Source organism: Actinomycetospora aeridis (assembly GCF_037400275.1).
In the GTDB taxonomy this organism is placed as follows: Bacteria; Actinomycetota; Actinomycetes; order Mycobacteriales; family Pseudonocardiaceae; genus Actinomycetospora; species Actinomycetospora aeridis.
This window is the reverse complement of sequence record NZ_JBBEGL010000002.1, coordinates 323,221-342,684: the sequence shown is the minus strand read 5'-3', so window position 1 is coordinate 342,684 and position 19,464 is coordinate 323,221. Positions and strand designations below refer to the sequence as shown.

17 protein-coding genes are annotated in these 19,464 nt (G+C 75.9%); 6 read left to right on the top strand and 11 right to left on the bottom strand.

The genetic code is table 11. From position 1 onward, the window contains the following. Nucleotides 1-66 precede the first annotated feature (66 nt). Complete coding sequence (locus tag WCD41_RS07080) at nucleotides 67-576, bottom strand: hotdog fold domain-containing protein (RefSeq protein ID WP_337712699.1); 510 nt, start codon at nucleotides 574-576, stop codon at nucleotides 67-69. 150 nt (nucleotides 577-726) lie between these two features. Here WCD41_RS07080 and WCD41_RS07075 point away from each other — a divergent pair, with 150 nt between their 5' ends. Beyond that, on the top strand, nucleotides 727-1,104 hold the full coding sequence (locus WCD41_RS07075; RefSeq protein ID WP_337712698.1) for a DUF2795 domain-containing protein: 378 nt from the start codon (nucleotides 727-729) through the stop codon (nucleotides 1,102-1,104). Nucleotides 1,105-1,121: 17 nt separating this feature from the next. Here the strand turns inward: WCD41_RS07075 and WCD41_RS07070 are convergent, their stop codons facing one another. The 4 genes from WCD41_RS07070 to WCD41_RS07055 form a co-directional block, all read right to left on the bottom strand. Continuing rightward, entirely contained in the window at nucleotides 1,122-1,775 is a 654-nt protein-coding gene (locus WCD41_RS07070; protein ID WP_337712697.1) for a response regulator, read from the bottom strand. Then, nucleotides 1,772-2,908 carry a sensor histidine kinase gene (locus WCD41_RS07065; RefSeq protein WP_337712696.1) on the bottom strand — a complete coding sequence of 379 codons (1,137 nt, stop codon included), beginning with the start codon at nucleotides 2,906-2,908 and terminating at the stop codon, nucleotides 1,772-1,774. The genes WCD41_RS07070 and WCD41_RS07065 overlap by 4 nt, the downstream gene beginning before the upstream one ends. Before the next feature lie 35 nt (nucleotides 2,909-2,943). Further along, entirely contained in the window at nucleotides 2,944-3,963 is a 1,020-nt protein-coding gene (locus WCD41_RS07060; protein ID WP_337712695.1) for a DUF418 domain-containing protein, read from the bottom strand. 77 nt (nucleotides 3,964-4,040) lie between these two features. Next, nucleotides 4,041-4,295 carry a hypothetical protein gene (locus WCD41_RS07055; protein WP_337712694.1) on the bottom strand — a complete coding sequence of 85 codons (255 nt, stop codon included), beginning with the start codon at nucleotides 4,293-4,295 and terminating at the stop codon, nucleotides 4,041-4,043. Nucleotides 4,296-4,406: 111 nt separating this feature from the next. On the opposite strand from WCD41_RS07055, the gene WCD41_RS07050 reads away from it, so the two are divergent. Next, on the top strand, nucleotides 4,407-5,702 hold the full coding sequence (locus WCD41_RS07050; RefSeq protein ID WP_337712693.1) for an MFS transporter: 1,296 nt from the start codon (nucleotides 4,407-4,409) through the stop codon (nucleotides 5,700-5,702). Between the two features lie 69 nt (nucleotides 5,703-5,771). Here the strand turns inward: WCD41_RS07050 and WCD41_RS07045 are convergent, their stop codons facing one another. Then, nucleotides 5,772-7,805: a glycosyltransferase family 39 protein gene (locus tag WCD41_RS07045; protein WP_337712692.1), complete on the bottom strand. Its 2,034-nt coding sequence runs from the start codon at nucleotides 7,803-7,805 to the stop codon at nucleotides 5,772-5,774. A 207-nt stretch (nucleotides 7,806-8,012) separates the two neighbouring features. Here WCD41_RS07045 and WCD41_RS07040 point away from each other — a divergent pair, with 207 nt between their 5' ends. Then, complete coding sequence (locus tag WCD41_RS07040; protein ID WP_337712691.1) at nucleotides 8,013-9,362, top strand: LCP family protein; 1,350 nt, start codon at nucleotides 8,013-8,015, stop codon at nucleotides 9,360-9,362. A gap of 50 nt (nucleotides 9,363-9,412) precedes the next feature. Here the strand turns inward: WCD41_RS07040 and WCD41_RS07035 are convergent, their stop codons facing one another. The 3 genes from WCD41_RS07035 to WCD41_RS07025 form a co-directional block, all read right to left on the bottom strand. After that, nucleotides 9,413-10,831 carry a S1C family serine protease gene (locus tag WCD41_RS07035; protein WP_337712690.1) on the bottom strand — a complete coding sequence of 473 codons (1,419 nt, stop codon included), beginning with the start codon at nucleotides 10,829-10,831 and terminating at the stop codon, nucleotides 9,413-9,415. Nucleotides 10,832-10,929: 98 nt separating this feature from the next. After that, complete coding sequence (locus tag WCD41_RS07030; RefSeq protein ID WP_337712689.1) at nucleotides 10,930-11,457, bottom strand: dihydrofolate reductase family protein; 528 nt, start codon at nucleotides 11,455-11,457, stop codon at nucleotides 10,930-10,932. Between the two features lie 23 nt (nucleotides 11,458-11,480). Further along, nucleotides 11,481-12,311 (bottom strand): alpha/beta fold hydrolase, encoded by an 831-nt coding sequence (locus tag WCD41_RS07025; protein ID WP_337712688.1) that lies wholly within the window; start codon nucleotides 12,309-12,311, stop codon nucleotides 11,481-11,483. Between the two features lie 148 nt (nucleotides 12,312-12,459). Here WCD41_RS07025 and WCD41_RS07020 point away from each other — a divergent pair, with 148 nt between their 5' ends. The 3 genes from WCD41_RS07020 (at nucleotide 12,460) to WCD41_RS07010 (ending at nucleotide 17,937) form a co-directional block, all read left to right on the top strand. Then, nucleotides 12,460-14,502 (top strand): ArnT family glycosyltransferase, encoded by a 2,043-nt coding sequence (locus WCD41_RS07020; protein WP_337712687.1) that lies wholly within the window; start codon nucleotides 12,460-12,462, stop codon nucleotides 14,500-14,502. A gap of 65 nt (nucleotides 14,503-14,567) precedes the next feature. Then, nucleotides 14,568-15,821 carry a bifunctional glycosyltransferase family 2/GtrA family protein gene (locus WCD41_RS07015; RefSeq protein WP_337712686.1) on the top strand — a complete coding sequence of 418 codons (1,254 nt, stop codon included), beginning with the start codon at nucleotides 14,568-14,570 and terminating at the stop codon, nucleotides 15,819-15,821. Between the two features lie 85 nt (nucleotides 15,822-15,906). Further along, complete coding sequence (locus WCD41_RS07010) at nucleotides 15,907-17,937, top strand: ArnT family glycosyltransferase (RefSeq protein ID WP_337712685.1); 2,031 nt, start codon at nucleotides 15,907-15,909, stop codon at nucleotides 17,935-17,937. A gap of 92 nt (nucleotides 17,938-18,029) precedes the next feature. Here the strand turns inward: WCD41_RS07010 and WCD41_RS07005 are convergent, their stop codons facing one another. Together WCD41_RS07005 and WCD41_RS07000 are read right to left on the bottom strand one after the other, a co-directional pair. Beyond that, nucleotides 18,030-18,638: a sortase domain-containing protein gene (locus WCD41_RS07005; RefSeq protein WP_337712684.1), complete on the bottom strand. Its 609-nt coding sequence runs from the start codon at nucleotides 18,636-18,638 to the stop codon at nucleotides 18,030-18,032. Nucleotides 18,639-18,699: 61 nt separating this feature from the next. Further along, nucleotides 18,700-19,356, bottom strand: coding sequence for a hypothetical protein (locus WCD41_RS07000; protein WP_337712683.1), 657 nt, complete (start codon nucleotides 19,354-19,356; stop codon nucleotides 18,700-18,702). Between the last annotated feature and the right edge of the window lie 108 nt (nucleotides 19,357-19,464).

Below are 19,464 nucleotides of genomic sequence, written 5' to 3'. Positions count from 1 at the left end.
AGCGAACGTGCCGTTCGCTGCTTCTAGCGCAGCGAACGCCACGTTCGCTGCCTCGGGAGGCGAGGCTCAGGCGGGGGCGGAGGCGGTCGCTGAAGCGGGGAGGCGCGAGGGGCGCGGGGAGATGCGCAGGGTGATCGTCGCGTGCACGACCTCCTGCCCGCGGGCGTCGGTGATCGTCACGTCCGCGTCGACGTCCTCGCCCTCGTCGCCGAACGTCGGGGCCTGCGGGAAGGTTGCCACGGCGAGCAGGTCGGTGTCCGCCTTCGCGAGGTACCGCACGGTCATCCCGCGCGGGATCCAGCGGTGCGACGCCGGGGTGGTGGCCTCGGCGAGCACCCCCATCGCGTACTCGGCGAGGTTGCACGACGCGATGGCGTGCACGGTGCCGAGGTGGTTGTGGACGAGCCACCAGTTGCGCAGCGACACCTCGGCCCGCCCCGGCGCGAGGTCGCGGATCATCGGCGCCGCGGTGAGGAAGTAGGGGGCGCGCAGCCACACGGCCGCGCTGACCAGCAGGCGGCCCGGCCACGAGCCGGAGAGGCGGTGCCACGCGCCCAGCACGCTCGGAGTGCTCACGGCCGCGCAGGTTACCGGGCGGTAGTAGGTCGCGGCGACCGTGCGGACACCAACGATCATCCACTCAGGGGTGACGTTGCGGATTGACGAATGGTCATTCGGGGAACTCCTGTGTCGCGCCGCGTCCAGCGCTCCTGCCCGGAGGACCCGATGACCGCTCGTCCCGAACGGCCCACCCCGTCCGCCCCCGCACCGTCGGACCTCCCCGACCGGATCGCCGCGGTGCTCGGCGACCTGGTCCTCCCGGCGCACCGCTGGCAGGTGCTCACCACGGCCGAGATGTACGGGGTCGACACCGTGACGCGCACCCTGCTCGAGCGCCTCCCGGAGCGTCGGTACCACTCGCTCGGCGAGGTCGTGGCCGTCCTCGCCGCCGTGCTCGCCGGCCGCCCCGTCGCCGCGGTCGGCCAGGCCGGCCCGCCGCGCACCCCGCGGACGGCTCCGCGACGCGGCCCCGTCGTCGCCCGCCCGGTCCGGCCCGTCGCGCCGTCCGCGGCGCAGCGCCGCCCGGTGCGACCCGTGGCCTGACGGGAGTCCCGGCGTGGTCATCCGTCGAGCCCGACGAGCCCGGCGGCGAAGGCGAGGAGCCCGGCCTGGGTGCGGTTGTCGCAGTCGAGCCGCTCCATCAGCCGCGACACGTAGCCCTTCACCGTCGCCTCCGACAGGTGCAGGCGGGCCCCGATCGCGGCGTTCGACAGCCCTTCCCCGAGCGCGGTGAGCACCTCGGTCTCGCGGTCGGCGAGGTCGCGGATGCGGGCGCGGGCGGTCTCGCGCGTGCGGTCCTCGCGGCTCGACGCCACCGCCAGCCGCCGAGCGGCTTCCGGCGAGAGCACCGTGTGCCCGTCGGCGGCGACCGCGACGAGGCGGCGCAGGTCGTCGGGCGGTGTGGACTTCAGCAGGAACCCCTGGGCGCCGGACGCGAGCGCCTGCAGCACGTAGGCGTCGACGTCGAAGGTGGTCAGCACGACCACGGCGGGCCGGTCGTCGAGCGCGGCGATGTGCCCGAGCGCGGTGAGCCCGTCGACGCCGGGCATGCGGATGTCGAGCAGCACGACGTCCGGGCGGTGGCGCACCACCTGCTCGAGCGCCTCGGCGCCGTCGTGGGCCGCGCCGACGACGGTGATCTCCCCGGTGCCGAGGATCGTGGTCAGGTGCGTGCACACCATGGGCTCGTCGTCGACGACCAGCACCCGGATCATGCTGCGCCCCCCGTCGGCACGTCGTCGGGCAGGTGCGCGCCCACCCGGAACCCGCCGTCGCGGGTCGGGCCGGCGGTGAAGGTGCCCCCGACCAGCCCCACCCGGCGGCGCAGACCGTCGAGGCCCACCCCGCCGCCGGTGGTGTCGGGGTCCGCCGGAGCGTCCGGCGGCCCGTTGGTCACCGTGGCGCACACGCGCCCGTCGGTGTGGCGGACCTCCACGCGCACCGCGGCCCCGGGGGCGTGCTTGCGGGCGTTGGTGAGGGACTCCTGGACGACGCGGTGCAGGGTCCGGCGCACGGTCGGCGCCGGACCGGACGGATCCCCGGTGACCTCGAGGTCGACCTCGACCCCCACCCGGCGGGACTCGTCGACGAGGCCCGCGAGCTCGTCGGCCGGCACGTCCGCGGCCACCGATCCGGGCGTGCGGCCGGCGCGCAGCACGCCGACGAGGTCGCGCATCTCGGCCAGGGCTTGGACGCCGGCCTCGCGCAGCTCCTCGGCGGCCGCGCGCACCGCCGGGTCCTCGGTGCGGACCCCGAGGGCGCCGGCCTGCAGGACCATGAGGTTGATCCGGTGGGTGACGACGTCGTGCATCTCGCCCGCGAGCCGGACGCGCTCGTCGGCCCGGGCCTGCTCGGCGAGCAGCTCCTGCTCGCGCTCGGCGCGGTCGGCACGCTCGACGGCCCCGGCGATCGCCTCGCGGCGGGTGCCGACGTAGAGCCCGGCCAGCGTGACCAGCGACGCGACGAACAGCAGGAACGCGTGGTCGTTGACGCGGAAGCCGACCCAGCCGCGGTCGCCGACGAACGACGTCGCGACCACCAGCGGGGCGAGCAGCCACAGGCTCCAGCGCCGCCGGGCGTAGGCGCCCGCGGAGTACAGCGCGATGTAGCCGAACCAGGACCCGGGGAACGGCAGCGCGAGCAGCGCGACGACCACCGTCACCACCACCGGCGCCCGTCGGCGGAACACCAGCACGACCGTGGAGAGCGCCACGCCGGCCAGCAGCGCCGGGCGGCCGAGGTCGAGCAGGGTGCCGGTCTGGCGGGGGAAGAACAGCACGATGCCGGCCATGAACGCGCCGGCGAGCGCGGCGACGGCGACGTCGAACGCCCACCGTCGACGGCTCATGACCAGCACGGTAGTGGCGATCACCCGGCGCCGGATCACCGACGGAGCGGGGCGACCTGCCACCAGGTCAGGCACCGCCACGCCCACTCGGCGGGGCCGTAGCGGAAGCGCCGGAGCCACCAGCTGCTCCACACCGCCTGGACCAGCAGGATGCCGACGGTCAGGCCGGCGATCGCCGCGCCGTCGTCGAGCGAGTCGATGCCGAGCGCCGGGCCGAGGGTCACGAACAGCACGGTCGCGGTGAGGTAGTTGGTCAGCGCCATCCGGCCCATCGGGGCGAGCACCCGCCCGATCACCGCGCCCACCGGCGTGCGCAGCACCAGCAGCAGCGCCGCGGCGTAGGCGATCACCGTCGCCAGCGCGGCCAGTGGCGGCAGGAGGCTCTGGAACCCGCCGAGGCCGCCGCCGAGGACGTTCACCCGGGGCGGCTCCCACCCGGCGGTGAGCGCGACGGCCCAGGCGAGCGCGAGCGTGCCGGTCACGGCGAGCACGGCGGCGGTGCGTCCGGGGTACCGCCCGAGCGCGGCGGGCAGGCCGAGCCGGGCCAGGGCGAAGCCGACCGCGAGGAGCGCCACCGTGAGCCCGTAGCCCATCTGGACCTGCGGGGCGACGAGGAGCAGGACGAGCGCCACGACGAGGCACGCCCGGGGCGGCAGGAAGCTCATCGGCAGCAGGATCACGAGCCCGACCAGCGCGTACGGCACCAGCGCCTCGCCCGGCTGCAGGAACTGGTGCGCGATCCCGATCAGCAGCAGGACCCCGAGCCGGCGGGCCAGCACGACCCGGGGCCGGGTGGTCCGCGTCGCGGCGCGGTCGAGGAAGAGGCCGAACCCGAGGCCGAAGAGGAGCGCGAACAGGGAGAGGAAGCGCTCGTAGAAGACGAGCTCGACCGGCAGCGGGAGCATGCGGGCACGACCGGACAGGGGCACGAGCTGCTGGACGATGTTGACGACGAGGATGCCGCAGAGGGCGAAGCCCCGGAGGACGTCGAGCTCGCCGATCCGGCGGCCCGGGGTGGAGACGTCGGTGTCCGGAGCCGTGATCGGCGCGTTCATGGTGATCGACGTTAGGTGGTCGCCCGGCCCGGCCGGCAGCGCCGGACGTCGCGCGCGCGACCGACGAAAGTCGTGTGTCAGTCCTGCTCGTCGAGGTCGAAGGCGTCGTCGCCGACCCAGACGCGCAGGCCGTCACCGTCGTCGGTGATCGCGCCCTCCTCCTCCTCGGACAGCTCACGGGCGGCGCCGAGCGAGCGCTCGTCGTACGCCACCCGGCCGTCGCCGAGATCGCGCGGCCGGTACTCGGAGGCGAGGACGGCGGTCCGGCTGCGCGTCGCGAGGAACGCGGCGTTCTCCGGTCCGACCTCGGCGACCCACCGTTGCGCGCGCACGCGTGACGGTCTACTCGGTTCCGCCCCGGGGAGCAACGGAAACCGGTGGACCTCGACCCCGGTGCAGCACCTAGCGTCGCGGGTGCCCGTCGTCGGAGGAGGTCGAGTCCCATGCGTGCCCTGCGCCCGTTGCGCCGGTCCGCCTACCGGCGCCTGGCCGCGGCGCTCGCGCTCTCGGTGCTCGCCGAGGGGCTGTGGACGCTGGCCGTGGTGTGGCAGGTCGTCGAGCTCGGCGGCGGGCCCGCCGGGCTCTCCGTGGTGTCGGGCGCGCTCGCGCTGGGCGTGATCGTCACCGCGCTGCTCGGTGGCGTGCTCGCCGACCGGGTGCCGCAGAAGCGCATCCTCGTCGGCGTCATGGCGACGCTCGCGGTGTCGATCGGGCTCGTCGCCGGCCTCTCGGCGCTCGGCGCGCTGTCGGTGCCGCTGCTCGCGGTGGTCGCGGCGGCGATCGGCCTGTCGATGGGGCTGTTCTTCCCGGCGTACTCGGCGCTCGTGCCGGCCATGGTCGACGCCGACGAGCTGCTGGCGGTCAACGGGCTCGAGGGCGTCGTGCGCCCGGTGCTGCTGCTGGGCGCGGGCCCGGCGCTCGCGGGCCTGCTCGTGGCCGCGTACTCGCCGGCGGCGGCGCTCGCGGCCACCGCGGTCGTGTGCGTGGCCGGGCTCCTCGCGGCGTTGTCGCTGCCCCGTCGTGCGCTGCGTCGTGACCTCGACGCCGAGGACGCGGGCGGCAAGGGCGTGGGTGCGGTGGTGCGCGACCTCGTCGAGGGCTTCCGCTACATGGTCGCCACGCGGTGGCTGCTCGTGACCCTGGTGTTCGCGTCGCTGATGGTCCTCGTGGTGCTCGGGCCGCTCGAGGTGCTCGTCCCGTTCGCGATCATCGAGCGCGCGGGCGGCGGGCCCGGCGGGCACTCGCTCGTGCTACTCGCCCACGGGGCCGGCGGGGCGATCGCGTCGATCCTCGTCGCCTCGCTGCGCCTGCCGCGGCGCTACCTGACGACCATGATCGTCATGTGGTCGGCGGGCTGCGTGCCCATGGTCGTCTTCGGGCTGGTGTCGACGCTCTGGCCGATGATCGTCGCCGGGTTCGTCGTCGGCGCCCTGTTCAGCGCCCCCCAGGTGATCTGGGGGACGCTGCTGCAGCGCCGCGTCCCGCCGGCCCTGCTCGGGCGCGTGACGAGCCTCGACTTCTTCGTCTCGCTCGCCTTCATGCCGGTGTCGATGACCCTCGCCGGGCCGGTGAGCGAGGTCGCGGGCCTCACGCCGGTGTTCCTCGCGGCCGGGCTCGCGCCGCTGGTGGTGGGGGCGCTCGCGCTGGTGCTGGGCCGGCTGGGTCCCGACGAGATCGCCCACCCCCTCGACGTCGCGACGCCGGACGACGAGGTGCGCGACGGGCGTCAGGCGGCCTGAGCGCCGCGCGTTACTGGCTGGTATCTCTCGCTGAGCGAGAGATGCCAGCCAGTAGTCCCCGGGGAGGGGTCAGCTCGCGGGGGCCGTGAGGTCGTAGACCGTCGTACCGCCGACCGTCGTGGCCGTGTAGTGCGCCGCGACCCACTCGCTGATCTCGCTTCCGACGCTGTCCCCGCCGCCCCCGGGGCCGCCGCCCTGGCCGCCCTGGCCGCTCGCGACGAACCAACCGATGTCGCCGGCGGCGACATAGGCCTGGAACTGGGCGAGGCTCGGGGCGGCGTCCGACCCGGTGAACCCGCCGATCGCCATCACGGCGGTGCCGCTGGAGAGCTCGAGACCCGAGGCGCCCTGCGCGGAGACGGTGGCCGCCGACCAGCGTGTGCCCGCCGAGGTGAGCAGGGCCGTGAGCTCGGCGGAGGTGCTCGCCTCGCCGGGACCGGGGCCCTGACCCCCGCCCTGACCTCCGCCCTGACCTCCGCCGGGCGGGGTCTGCCCGGCCGGCATCTGCCCGGCCCCAGGAGGACCACCCTGCCCGCCGCCCCTCTCCGAGCCGCTCGACGGTCCGGCGCTGACGACCGACCCCTGGTGCGCGGTGGCCGCGGTCTGCACCGCATAGGCGGTGGCGCCACCGGCGCCGGCCAGCAGGGCGGCGAGCAGCACCACCGGCAGCGCCCGCCGGCCGGCGTCGCGACCGATCCGGCGCCACGTCGCCGCGGGGAGGACCAGCGCGACGGCCGCCACGATCCCGGCGATCGCCACGACCCACCGCAGCCACGGCAGGAACTCCGGCGTGCGGCGCAGCAGGACGACGCCCCAGCCGGCGGTCAGGGCGACGGTGAGGCCCAGCGTCAGGTCGGCGGCGAGGTGCCCGCGGCGTCGCCACACCTCGCGACCGCCGACGACCAGCGTGCCGGCGAGACCGGGCGCCAGGGCGACGGCGTAGTAGGCGTGGATGGTGCCGCTCATGAAGCTGAACACCAGCCCGGTCACGAGCAGCCAGCCGCCCCACAGCACGAGCGCGCCACGGGTGCGGTCGGTGCGCGGGGCGCGGCGTGTCAGCCACAGCCCGGCGACCAGCGCGACCAGCGCGGCGGGGAGCAGCCAGCTGATCTGACCGCCGAAGGCGCTGTTGAACATCCGCGTGATGCCGGTGGAGCCGCCGAAGCCGGTGCCGCCGCCCCCACCCCCGCCGCCCCCGTTGCCCTCGCCGCCGAGGAGGCGGCCGAGCCCGTTGTAGCCGAGGACGAGGTCGAGCAGCGTGTTGTCGGTCGAGCCGCCGATGTAGGGGCGCGAGTCGGTGGGCCACAGGTCGACGAGCAGCACGTACCAGCCCACCGACGCGACGAGCGCCGCCGCGCCCGCCCCGAGCTGGACGAGGCGCCGGCGCAGCGGGGCCGCCGAGGCGAGCAGGAGCACCGCGGCCAGGGCGGGCAGCACGAGGAACGCCTGCATCATCTTCGTGAGGAACCCGAGGCCGATCAGGGCGCCTGCGGCCACGGTCCACCAGGTCCCGGCGCGGGAGGCGGCGGCCTCGACGGCCCGCACGGTCGCGTACGCGGCCGCCACCAGGCACAGCACGAGCAGCGCGTCGGGGTTGTCGAAGCGGAACATCAGCACCGCCACCGGCGTCAGGGCGAGCGTCGCCCCGGCGAGCAGGCCCGCGCCCGGCCCGGACCAGCGCCGCACCGTCAGGTGGAGCAGCCCGACCGCCGCGACGCCCATCAGCGCCTGGGGCGCGAGCAGCGACCAGCTCGAGAACCCGAAGAGACGGCCGGACAGCCCCATGACCCACAGGGACGCCGGGGGCTTGTCGACGGTGATGAAGTTCGACGAGTCCATCGACCCGAACAGCCAGGCCTTCCACGACTGCGTCCCGGCCTGGACGGCCGCGGCGTAGTAGGTGTTGGCCCAGCCCGACGCGCCGAGGTTCCACAGGTAGAGCACGGCGGTGCCGACGAGCAGCGCGAGCAGGGACGGACGCACCCAGCGCGGGTCGCCCGCGCGTCCCGCCAGGAGCGCGGACACGGGGCGGGGTGCGCGGGGTCGCGGGAGGACTGGGGTGGGCACCCGGAGCTCGGTCGTCAGACCGTCGTGGACCGTCATGCCCCCGACCCTGCGGCCGCATCGTGTCCGTCCCGTGGGGCGAGATTGTGCACCGGCTGTGAACGACCCCGGCGGGCTCACGGAGATCGCACGCCCGACGACACCGGGCGTCGAGGCAAGGCCCGCCGGGCCCCGGATGGGTAACGATCACTGAGATGCCCTGCACGAGGAGGTGACGGGGCGCCGAGAACCGGGAACGCTAGGACCGTGATCCGCCCCCTGCGCTCGCGGCGCGTGCGCCTGCTCGCACGACTCGCCGTGAGCGTGCTATCGGTGGGCGTCCTCGCGCTCTCGGCGGTGGGCTGGACACAGCTGCGGGCACTGGATCGATCCACGCCCGCCGCCGCGGTGATCGACGGTCCCGAGCCCCCCGCGACCGGCGAGCAGAACATCCTGCTGGTGGGCCTCGACAACCGCACCGACGCCCAGGGCAACCCGCTGCCGGAGGACGTCCTGGCGGCCCTCAACGCCGGTGACGGCGAGTCCGGCGGCGGGACGGCGGACTCGCTGACGGTCGTGCACGTCCCCGCCGGGGGCGGACGGGCCACGGCGATCTCCGTGCCCCGCGACGCCTACGTGGACCTGGGGTCGGGGCTCGGGCGCCACAAGATCAATTCGGCGTGGTCCCGCGCGGCGGCCGACGCCACCGAGGCCATGACCGGCTCCGGGCCCACCGGCTCCACCAGCCTCTTCGCCGCCGAGTCGCCCGGCCCGCCCTCGCCCGGCGACCCCGCCGTCGTGCGCGCCGCCGGGGCGGCCGGGGCGCGCGCCACGATCGGCGCGGTCCAGCAGCTCACCGGGCTGCCGATCTCGCACTTCGCCGCGGTCAACCTCGCCGGGTTCGCCGACCTCAGCAGCGCGATCGGCGGGGTGCCGGTGTGCCTGCGGGCGCCGGTGCAGGACTCCTACTCCGGGCTCGCGCTCCCCGCCGGCCCGCAGGAGGTCAGCGGCCCGCAGGCGCTCGCGTTCGTGCGCCAGCGCCACGGACTCCCGAACGGCGACCTCGACCGGATCGCCCGCCAGCAGGTGTTCCTCGCGGGCGCGACCGAGACGCTGCTGTCGGCCAACACGCTGACCGACCCGTTCGCCGTCGCCCGCATCACCGAGGCCGTGTCGCGGTCGGTGACGCTCGACGCCGGCTGGGACGTGCTCGGCTTCGCCCGCCAGATGCAGGGCCTCTCGGCCGGCGCGGTCACCTTCCGCACCGTCCCGACCGGCTCCACCGAGCTCAGCACCCCGTACGACGGCACCGCGGTCCAGGTCGACCCGCGCGACGTGCGCTCGTTCGTCGCGACGGCCATCGCGGCCGACGCCGGCAACCCCGCCGCCGTCGCCGCCCTGGCTCCGCCGCCTCCGGCCGGCGCCACCGACGCGTCGGTCAGCGCCGGGCTCGACCGGCTCGACGCGTCCTCGTCGACCCAGGACGAGGACGACGCGAGCTCGACAGACGACGAGGAGGAGTACTCCTCGGACGGCGAGCAGACGGAGGCCGCGGCCGCGGCGCCCGTGTCGCCGACCCCGCCGATCACCGCCGCGGCCCCGGGCTGCGTGAACTGACATGTGAGCGAACTTCGGTGCTACAGCACCGAAGTTCGCTCACATACCGGTCAGCCCGAGCGCTCGGAGCCCAGGGTGACGGGCACCTGGCGGGGCTCGCCTCCCGGCGTGGTGACGGTCAGGGTCACCGACGCCCCGGGCTGCTGGGAGCGGATCGCGGCGACGAGGCTGTCGGCGTCCTGGATCGGGCGGTCGCCGACGCGGGTGACGACGTCGCCCTGGTTCAGGCCGGCGCTCGCGGCGGGTCCGCCGGGCGTGATCTGGCCGAGCACCGCACCGTCGGCGCCCTGCGTGACGCCCACCCCGAGCACGGCGCGCGTGGCGTAGCCCTGGGTCACCAGCTCGTTGCCGATGCGCGCGGCCTGGTCGATCGGGATCGCGAAGCCGAGGCCGATCGAGCCGGACTGGGCCTGCTCGCCGCCCGAGGACTGGCCGCCGAGCGAGGCGATCGCCGAGGTGATGCCGACGACCCGGCCCTGCATGTCGACGAGCGCGCCACCGGAGTTGCCGGGGTTGATCGCCGCGTCGGTCTGGATCGCGTCGAGGACCGTGGCCTGGCCGCTCTGGGCGCCGCCGCTCGCCACGGGGCGCTGCAGGGCGCTGACGATGCCGGTGGTCACCGTGCCGGACAGGCCCAGCGGCGACCCGACGGCGACGACGTCCTGGCCGACCTGCAGCTGCGAGGAGCTGCCGATCGTCGCGGGCGTCAGCCCGGAGACGCCCTGCGCGCGGACGACGGCGAGGTCGGCGCCCGGGTCGGTGCCGACGACCTGCACGGGGGCGCGATTGCCGTTCTGGAAGACCGCCGTGAGTCCCTGGGACTGGCCCGGGGTCACCCCGGACCCACCCTCGGGCGCCTGCTCGAGCCCGCCGAGCGGTGACTGCTGCTGCGCGGCCTGCCCGGCCTCGAGCACGTGGGCGTTGGTGAGGATGAGCCCGTCGGTGGAGATGATCACACCGGAGCCCTCGCCCGACGGGCCCTCGAGCTGCACGACGCTCGGCAGGACGGTGTTCGCGACCTGCTCGACCGACCCGGCCGGCGCCGCCGCGGCGGGCGCGCCCCCGGAGCCCGGGGCCGAGGAGAGCACCGACGTGCCGCCCCCGTTCGACGACGCGGCCTCGTAGCCGACCGCCCCGCCGACGCCGCCGGCGACGAGGACGGCGGCCAGTGCACCGGCGACCAGGGCGACCGGACGGCGCCGTCGCGGCGGGCCGGGCGGCGGCGCCGCGTGGCCGGGCCCGGTGGGAGGCGCGGGCGGGGTGGGTGGCGGACCGCCGGGGACGTCGCGGCGGGTCCACGGGTCGTGCGGGCCGCCGGCCGGGAGGCCCGAGCCGTACGGCGCGGTCGGGTAGCCGCCGGGACGCTCCCCGGCGGGACCGGCGGGCAGCGTGCCCGTGCCGGAGCCACCCGCGGGACGCGCCGTCGGGTCCGCGGCGTGGGAGGGGGAGGTGGGGCTGTTGTCGCTCACGGGGTCAGGGTCCGTCCGCCCCCTGTGCCGACGCTGGTGTGATTCTGCGTGCTTGCTGAGAGTCCGCCCTCAGTTGTGCCCGGAAACGGGCAAAGGGCTCAGCGCACGACGCGGCACCAGTGCTCCGTCTCGCCCGGGAGGCGCTCGAGACGGACCTGCTGCCCGCCCGGCCGCCGGAAGATCGGCGTGCCGGCGCCGAGCAGCACCGGCGCGAAGAACATCAGCACCTCGTCGAGCAGTCCCGCGTCGAGGCACTGGCCCGCGACGTCCGCGCCGAGGACGTTGACGTCGTGGTCGCCGGCCAGGGTGCGGGCCCGGTCGACCGCCGTGGCCAGGTCGGTGGCGAACTCGACCCCGGCGGGCGCGTCGTCCGGGGGCCGGTGGGTCAGGACGACGACGGGCCCGTCGTACTCCCCGCCGAACGCGCCCTCGCTGTCGGTGCCGCGGTTCGGGTCGTCGCCGCCGTAGGTGACGTTCCCGGCGAGGATCGCGCCGGTCCGGGCGAGCAGCCGGTCGGCGGTCGGGTTCGCCCCGCCGAGGTGCTCGGTCAGCCACGACATGTCGCCGCCGGGCCCGGCGATGAAGCCGTCGAGCGACGCGGTCGCGGCGTAGATGAGCTTCGCCATCGGGGGAGCCTCCCGGAGATCGGTCAGTGCAGGGCGAGCAGGGCGTCGACGAGCTCGTCCCAGCTCTCGCGAGGCGGCAGTTGGTGCCCCATCGCCGGGAGCTCGAGCAGCCGGGCGCCGGGGATCGCCGCGGCCAGGGCGCGGCCGTGGGCGGGCGGGAAGAGCGGGTCCGCGCCGCCGTGCACCACGAGCGTCGGCAGGCCGGCGAGGGCACCGAGGTCGGTCGGTCCACCCGCGTCGGACCCGAGGAGGAAGTGGTTGCCGGCGGCCGCGACGTCGCGGCTGCGCGCGGCGACCCGGGTGGCGATCGCCCGCACCCGCGCCTCGTCGAACGCCCCCGGTCCGGCGAAGGGACGCTCGCCCTCGACGAGGGCCTCGACCGGGTCGGTCGGCTCCGGACCGCTCTGCTCGCCGGCGAACAGCGCGGCGATCGCCGGGGTCGGGCCGGGCAGGTCGCCCGCGGCGGGGTCGATCGGGCTGGTGGCGATGAGCGTCAGGGCGGTGACGCGCGCGCGACGGGACAGCGCGAGCTCCTGGGCGATCCCGCCGCCCATCGACAGTCCGACGACGTGGGCGCGGTCGACGCCGAGGGCGTCGAGGACCGCGGCGGCATCGGTGAGCAGCTCCCGGCTCGTGTACCCGGGCGCTCCCGCGGGCCAGGTCGTGGAGGCCCCGGTGTCGCGGTGGTCGTAGCGGATCACCCGCAGGCCGCGGTCGACGAGGCGGGCGCACAGGTCGTCGTCCCACCAGTCCATCGACCAGCCGCCGCCCGCGACGAGCAGCAGTGCCGGGGCGCCGGGCTCGCCGAGGGCCTCGACACAGAGCTGCACGTCGTCGTCCACGTCGACCAGCACGGCGCACCTCCACCCGGTTGCGTTTCGCCACCGGGAGCGAAGCGGACGTCCGTAGTGGTTGTCAAGTGCAATCAGTAGGACCCGCGCACAGCTCGCACACAGGTTCCGTCCAGGCCCGGGACAGTCCCGCGGACGAGCGTGCCCGATCATGGCGTCCCCGATCCTCGCCGCGCTGCGCTCCCCCCTGCGCCCGTCCGCCCCCGCCGCCCCGGTCTCGACGGCCCGCCTGCGGGCCCGCGCCGGCCACGACCCGGGATGGGCCCGCTGGTGCCTGCTCGCGCTGCTCGCCGGCACCGCGGTGCTCTACCTCTGGGATCTCGGGGCGTCGGGCTGGGCGAACGCCTACTACTCGGCGGCCGCGCAGGCGGGGGCGACGAGCTGGCGCGCGTGGTTCTTCGGCGCCTCCGACGCGCCCGGCCTGATCATGATCGACAAGCCGCCGGTCTCGGTGTGGGTCATGGGCCTCTCGGCGCGGCTGTTCGGCGTGAACGCGTGGGCGATCCTCGTCCCGCAGGCGCTCATGGGCGTCGCGTCGGTGGGGCTGCTGCACGCGACGGTGCGTCGCTGGGCAGGCTCGGCGGCCGGCCTGCTCGCCGGCCTCGTGCTCGCCCTGACGCCGGTGGCGACATTGATGTTCCGGTTCGACAACCCGGACGCGCTGCTCGTGCTCCTGCTGGTCGCGGCGGCGTGGGCGCTGGCCCGGGCCGTCGACGCCCCGACGCCGCGGGGTGCCTGGCGGTGGCTGGCGCTCGCCGCCGCGCTCGTCGGGACCGGGTTCCTGACCAAGTCCCTGCAGGCCTTCCTCGTGCTCCCCGCCTTCGCGGCCGTGTGGCTGCTCGCCGGACCGGGCCGGCTCCGGGGGCGGCTCCGGGCGCTGGTGCCGACGACGGCGGTGCTCGCCGTCGCCTCGGGGTGGTGGGTCGCCGTCGTGGAGCTGTGGCCCGCGGCGTCGCGGCCGTACGTCGGCGGGTCGCAGACGAACTCCGCGCTCGAGCTGGTCCTCGGCTACAACGGGCTCGGCCGCCTCACCGGGGACGAGACGGGGAGCGTCGGCCCTGGTGGTGGCGGTGGTGGAGGCGGGGGCCGGTCGAGCGGCTCGGTGCTGCAGCTGGTGACCGGCGAGATGGCGAGCCAGGTGAGCTGGCTCCTGCCCGCCGCGCTGCTGCTGCTCGTCGCGCTGCTCGTGCTCACCGCGCGGGCACCGCGGACCGACCGCACCCGCGCCGCCGCGCTCCTGTGGGGCGGCACCCTGCTCGTCACCGCGGCGGTGTTCACGCTCTCGCGCGGGATCATCCACAGCTACTACGCCGTCGCGCTCGCTCCGCCGATCGCCGCGCTCGTCGGCGTCGGCGCGGTGACGCTGGTCCGGCGCCGCGCCCACGTCCTGCTGGCGGGGGTCGTCGCCGTCTCGGCGGTGTGGTCGTGGGTGCTGCTGCGGGAGACGCCGACGTTCGTGCCGTGGCTGCGGGCGGTCGTCCTGGTGGCCGGGCTGGTCGTCGCGGCCGGTCTGCTCGTGCGTCCGTCGCGACGGCTCCTCGTCGGGGTGCTGCTCGCCGCGGCGGTGGCCGTCGGCGTCGCCGGGCCGGCCGCGTCGTCGATCGTGACGGCGGCGACCACGCACGAGGGCGCGCTGCCGACCGCGGGGCCGGAGAGCGGGCGCGGGCCGGGCGGTGGTCCAGGTGGTGGTCCGGGTGGAGCTCCCGGGGGTGGTCCGGGTCGCGGCGCGGGCGGCCCGGGCTCCCCGGACGGGCGGGGCGGCCCGCCCGGCGCCGCCCGGGACGGGGGCGGTCCCGGGGGCGGCATGATGACGTTGCTGCAGGCCAGCAGGCCGTCGGCGGAGCTGACGGCGCTGCTGCGCGACGGCGCGGCGGGGCACACGTGGGTGGCCGCGGCGGTCGGCTCCAATGCGGCGGCGGGCTACCAGCTCGCGTCGGGAGCGCCGGTGATGGCGCTCGGCGGGTTCAACGGCACCGACCCGGCGCCCACCCTCGCGCAGTTCCAGGCCCTCGTCGCCGCCGGCGCCGTGCACTTCTTCGTGGGCGACGAGGACTCGGCGTCGATCTCGACGACCGACAGCGGCGGCAGTGACGACGCCGCCCGGATCGCCGCGTGGGTGGCGGCGACCTACGCGCCCACGACCGTCGGCGGCACCACCGTCTACGACCTCACCGTGCCGGCCGCCGCCTCGTGAGCAGGCACAGCCGGGACACAGGTCCGGCACACGACCCGTCCACGCTCGGCTCCGACGCTGCGATCATGACCGCAGCGACCCCGCTCCGCGCCCCCGCCCTCACGCACCTCGAGGCGACGGGCAGCGTCGTGCTCGACGTCGTCGTCCCCGTGTTCGACGAGGAGCGTGACCTCGGCCCGTGCGTCCGGCGGCTGCACCGCCACCTCACCGAGGACTTCCCCTACGCGTTCCGGATCACGGTCGCGGACAACGCCAGCACGGACGCCACGCTGGCCGTCGCCGAGGCGCTGGCCGACGAGTACGCCGAGGTCACCGTCGTGCACCTCGACGAGAAGGGCCGGGGGCGCGCCCTGCGCACGGTGTGGTCGGCGTCGGACGCGCCGGTGCTCGCCTACACCGACGTCGACCTCTCGACCGACCTGAACGCCCTGCTCCCGCTCGTCGCCCCGCTGATCTCCGGGCACTCCGACCTCGCGATCGGTTCCCGGCTCGCGCCGACCTCGCGCGTGGTGCGCGGGGTGAAGCGCGAGGTGATCTCGCGCTGCTACAACGTGCTGCTGCGCGGGACGCTGCGGGCGCGGTTCTCCGACGCGCAGTGCGGGTTCAAGGCGATCCGTGCCGACGTCGCGCGGCGGCTGCTGCCGCTGGTCGAGGACACCGGGTGGTTCTTCGACACCGAGCTCCTGGTGCTCGCGGAGCGCTCGGGGCTGCGCATCCACGAGGTGCCCGTCGACTGGGTCGACGACCCCGACTCCCGGGTGGACGTGGTGTCGACGGCGGTCGCCGATCTCAAGGGCGTGGCCCGCGTCGGGCACGCGCTGGCGACCGGCGCGCTGCCGGTGGCCCGGCTGCGGGAGGAGTTCGGTCGTGAGCCTCTCGAGGAGCCCTCACCCGACGACATGGCCGGCGTGACCCCCGGTCTCACGGGCCAGATGGTGCGCTTCGCCGCGATCGGCGTGATCTCGACGCTCGCGTTCCTGCTGCTCTACACGCTCTTCCGCGGCGTGCTCGGGCCGCAGCCGTCGAACCTGCTGGCCCTCGTGATCACCGCGGTCGCCAACACGGCCGCGAACCGCCGCCTGACCTTCGGCATCCGGGGGCGCCGCCACGCCGGCCGCAGCCAGGTCGAGGGCCTCGCGGTGTTCGGCCTCGGGCTGGGGCTGACGTCCGGGTCGCTCGCCCTGCTCGGCGTGCTCGCCCCGGCGGCGGGCCACGGGGTGGAGCTCGCGGTGCTGATCGCCGCGAACCTCCTCGCCACCCTCCTGCGCTTCGTCGCCTACCGCGCCTGGGTCTTCCACCCGCGCCGCCAGCGTGCATGAGCGTGTCCCGGGGCGTTGTCAGCGTGGCGGCCACGCTGACGTTGAACGTCAGGAAATCCCCCACGATCACGAACCCGGAGCACCGATGACCACCGCGACCGCCCCCGACGTCGCCGCCCCGGCCCCGCCGCCCGCCCCGACCGGGGACCCGCGCTGGGTCCGCCCGGCGCTGCTCGGCCTGCTCGCCGCCACCGCCGTCACGTACCTGTGGAACCTCGGTGCCTCGGGCTGGGCGAACGCGTTCTACGCCGCGGCGGTGCAGGCCGGCACGCAGTCGCCGAAGGCCTGGCTGTTCGGCGCGCTCGACGCGCCGGGCCTGATCACCGTCGACAAGCCGCCGGCCTCGCTGTGGGTCATGGTGCTGTCCGGCCGGATCTTCGGGTTCTCGAGCTGGTCGATGCTCGCGCCCCAGGCGCTCATGGGGGTCGCGTCGGTCGGCCTGCTGTTCCTCACGGTGCGGCGCTGGTCGGGCCCGCGCACGGCCCTCGCGGCCGGGGCGCTGCTCGCCGCGACACCGGTGGCGGTGCTGATGTTCCGGTTCGACAATCCGGATGCGCTGCTCGTGCTGACCATGGTCGCCGCGACGTACACGACCACCCGCGCCGTCGACGCCGCCGGCTGGCGCGCGGGGACGTGGTGGCTGGTCGGGACGGGCGCGCTGGTCGGGCTGGGTTTCCTGACGAAGCAGTTGCAGGTGCTGCTCGTCGTGCCGGCGCTCGCCCTCGCGGTCCTCGTCGTCGCGCCGTCGCGGCTCCGTCGCCGGATCGGTGACCTCCTCGCCGGCGGCGCGGCGATGGTCGTCTCGGCGGGGTGGTACGTCGCGCTCGTCGAGCTGTGGCCGGCGTCGTCGCGGCCGTACATCGGTGGGTCCACGACCAACTCGCTGCTCGAGCTCGCGCTGGGCTACAACGGGCTGGGCCGCATCCTGGGCACCGAGGGCGGCGGGCCCGGGGGACGTGGCGGACCGGGCGGGGCGCCGGGGGGTGCGATGCCCGGCGGCATGCCGGCCGGCGGTCCGCCCGGCGCGGGCGGGCCCGGCGGGGGCGGCGGCTTCGGAGGCTCCCCGGGGGTTGAACGCCTGTTCACGGCCGAGTTCTCGGGCCAGGCGTCGTGGCTGCTCCCGGCGGCTCTGGTCCTGCTCGTCGCGGCGCTCTGGGCGCTGCGCCACGCCCCGCGGACCGATCGCACCCGCGGCCTGCTGGTCCTCGGCGGGACCTGGACGCTCGTGCACGCCGCGGTCTTCAGTGCCATGAGCGGCATCATCCACCCGTACTACGCGGTCGCCCTGGCGCCGGGCGTCGCGCTGACGACGGCCGTCGGCGCGTCGGTGCTGTGGCGCCGCCGGGAGACGCTCACCCCGCGGATCGTGCTCGCGGTCGTCGTCGCCGGCACCGCGGCGTGGAGCGCGGTGATCCTCACCCAGCACGGGTGGCTGCTGTGGGCGCGCTGGGTGCTGCTCGTCGCCGGGGTGCTCGGCACGCTCGCCGTGCTGCTGCCGCCGGCGCGGTGGGGACGCGCGGGGACGGTCGGCGTCGTCGCGGCGCTGGTCGCCGTGCTCGGCGGCTCGACGGCGTTCGCGGCGCAGACCGCGGCGACCCCGCACCAGGGCTCGATCGTCAGCGCCGGCCCGGAGGGTGGGATGCCCGGCGGACGCCGGGACGGCGATGACCGTGCACGCGCCGGCGGCCCGGAAGGTGAGGCGCCGTCACCGCAGCTCGTGGCCCTGCTCCAGGGCGCCGGCACGCGCTGGGCGGCGGCCACGACCGGCGCGCAGAGCGCCGCGTCCCTCCAGCTCGCGAGCGGTGCGCCGGTGATGGCCATGGGCGGCTTCATGGGCAGCGACCCGGCCCCGACGCTCACGGAGTTCCAGGCCGCGGTCGCGTCCGGGCAGGTCCGGTACTACGTCGAGGGCAACGGGCCCGGCGGCGCTGGTGGCCCGGGTGGCGGACCCGGTGGCGGACCCGGTGGCGGACCCGGCGCCGACGATCCCGGCCGGGCGGGCGGTCCGGGCGCCCGGGGGACGACCGGTGAGATCCGTACCTGGATCCAGGCGAACTTCACGCCGATCGACGTCGCGGGGCGCACCGTGTACGACCTGGACGTCCCGCGGACCTGATCGCCTCCTGACGACCGGCCCGGCCGGTGCGCGCGGGGGTCGCGCGGACCCTCCCCCCGGGTTCGCGCGGCCCCCGCCTCACGCGGGCGCCATCACGCCGGGCGGTAGGCCTCCGCGAGGTGGCCGTAGACGACGATGTTGTCCTCGTAGCTGCGGGTGCGCTCGTTGAACACGCCGCCGCAGGTGACCAGCCGGATCTCGCCGTCGGTGGTCGGTCCGTAGACGGCCTCGGTGGGGAAGGCGTCCTTCGCGACCTGGTCGACGCGGTCGACGGCGAAGACGGCGGTGGTGCCGTCGTCGCGGTGCACCTCGACGGTCGCGCCGGGCGCGATCTGCCCGAGCCGGGCGAACGCCCCCTCCTGACCGCGGAAGTTGACGTGCGCCGCGAGGACGGCCGGTCCGACCTCGCCCGGGCTCGCGCTGCGCTGGTACCAGCCCACCGTCCCGGCGCTGCGGGGCACGTCGAGGGAGTTGTCGTCGCGCAGGTCGAGGCTCGTGGTGTCCTCGGTCGCGAGCCCGATCGACGGGGCCTCGATGCCGCTGATCCGCGCGGCGGGCAGGGGGACGGGCACGGCGACCCGCTCCGCCGGCGGGAGCGACCGGGAGCGCGGCCCCTCGTCGCCACCGTCGCTGTTCACCAGCGCGACGAGCAGGCCGACGGCGAGCACGGCGAGGACGAGGGCGGTCACGCGGCCGGTCACCCGGTCGAGGATGCCCCCACGCCGTGCCGGCTCCGCGGGCGGTGCCTCGGGAACGGCCACGTCAGGCGTTCTCCCGCCGCGCCGCGACCAGCTGGCCCCCGCGCACGACACCCGCGCCGGCGCCGATCCCGGCGATGGCCAGGAAGATCACCTGGCCGACCGTGGGGCCGTCGTCCGAGCCGTCGCCCGCGGCGACGCCGCCGGTCGGGTAGCCCCGGTAGTCCCCGCCCCCGACGCCGCGGTCGCAGGCCCGCCCGTCGTTGTCGCCGTCGAGGTTGTTCGGGTCGGAGGGGTCGCCGATGAGCACCGCCTGCGCGTCGGCGGTGTCGGCGAAGTCGCCGCAGTCGAGGTCGTACACCGACACCACGGGCGGCACGTACGCGTAGTACGTGCTCCCGGGCCCGTAGACCACCGGCGGGAGCGTCACGGTCTCCGTCTCGGTGGTCACGCTCGTGTGCGGTGTCGACGTCGGGGAGGTCGGGGACGACGGGGACGACGACCCGCTGCCCGGCGAGACCGGGGGCACCGTCGGCAGGTTGCTGGTGCCCCGCTCGATGAAGCCGGTCAGCGTGTCCACCAACCCGCTGATGACGCCCCCGAGCCCCCCGCCCGACCCGGAGTCGCCGTCGTCGGCCGCGGCGACCCCCGCCGTGCCGATCATCCCCGCGGCCACCAGCCCGACCAGCGCACCCGCAGCGCGCCGACGCCTGTTCCCCATGTCCCGACCCGATCCGTGCTCGCCCGATGTGTCCGGGTCGGTCGACCGGCGACTCCCCCGATCGCCCTAACGTCGCACGTCCTCTTTGGGTACGCGCAGGTCGCGGTG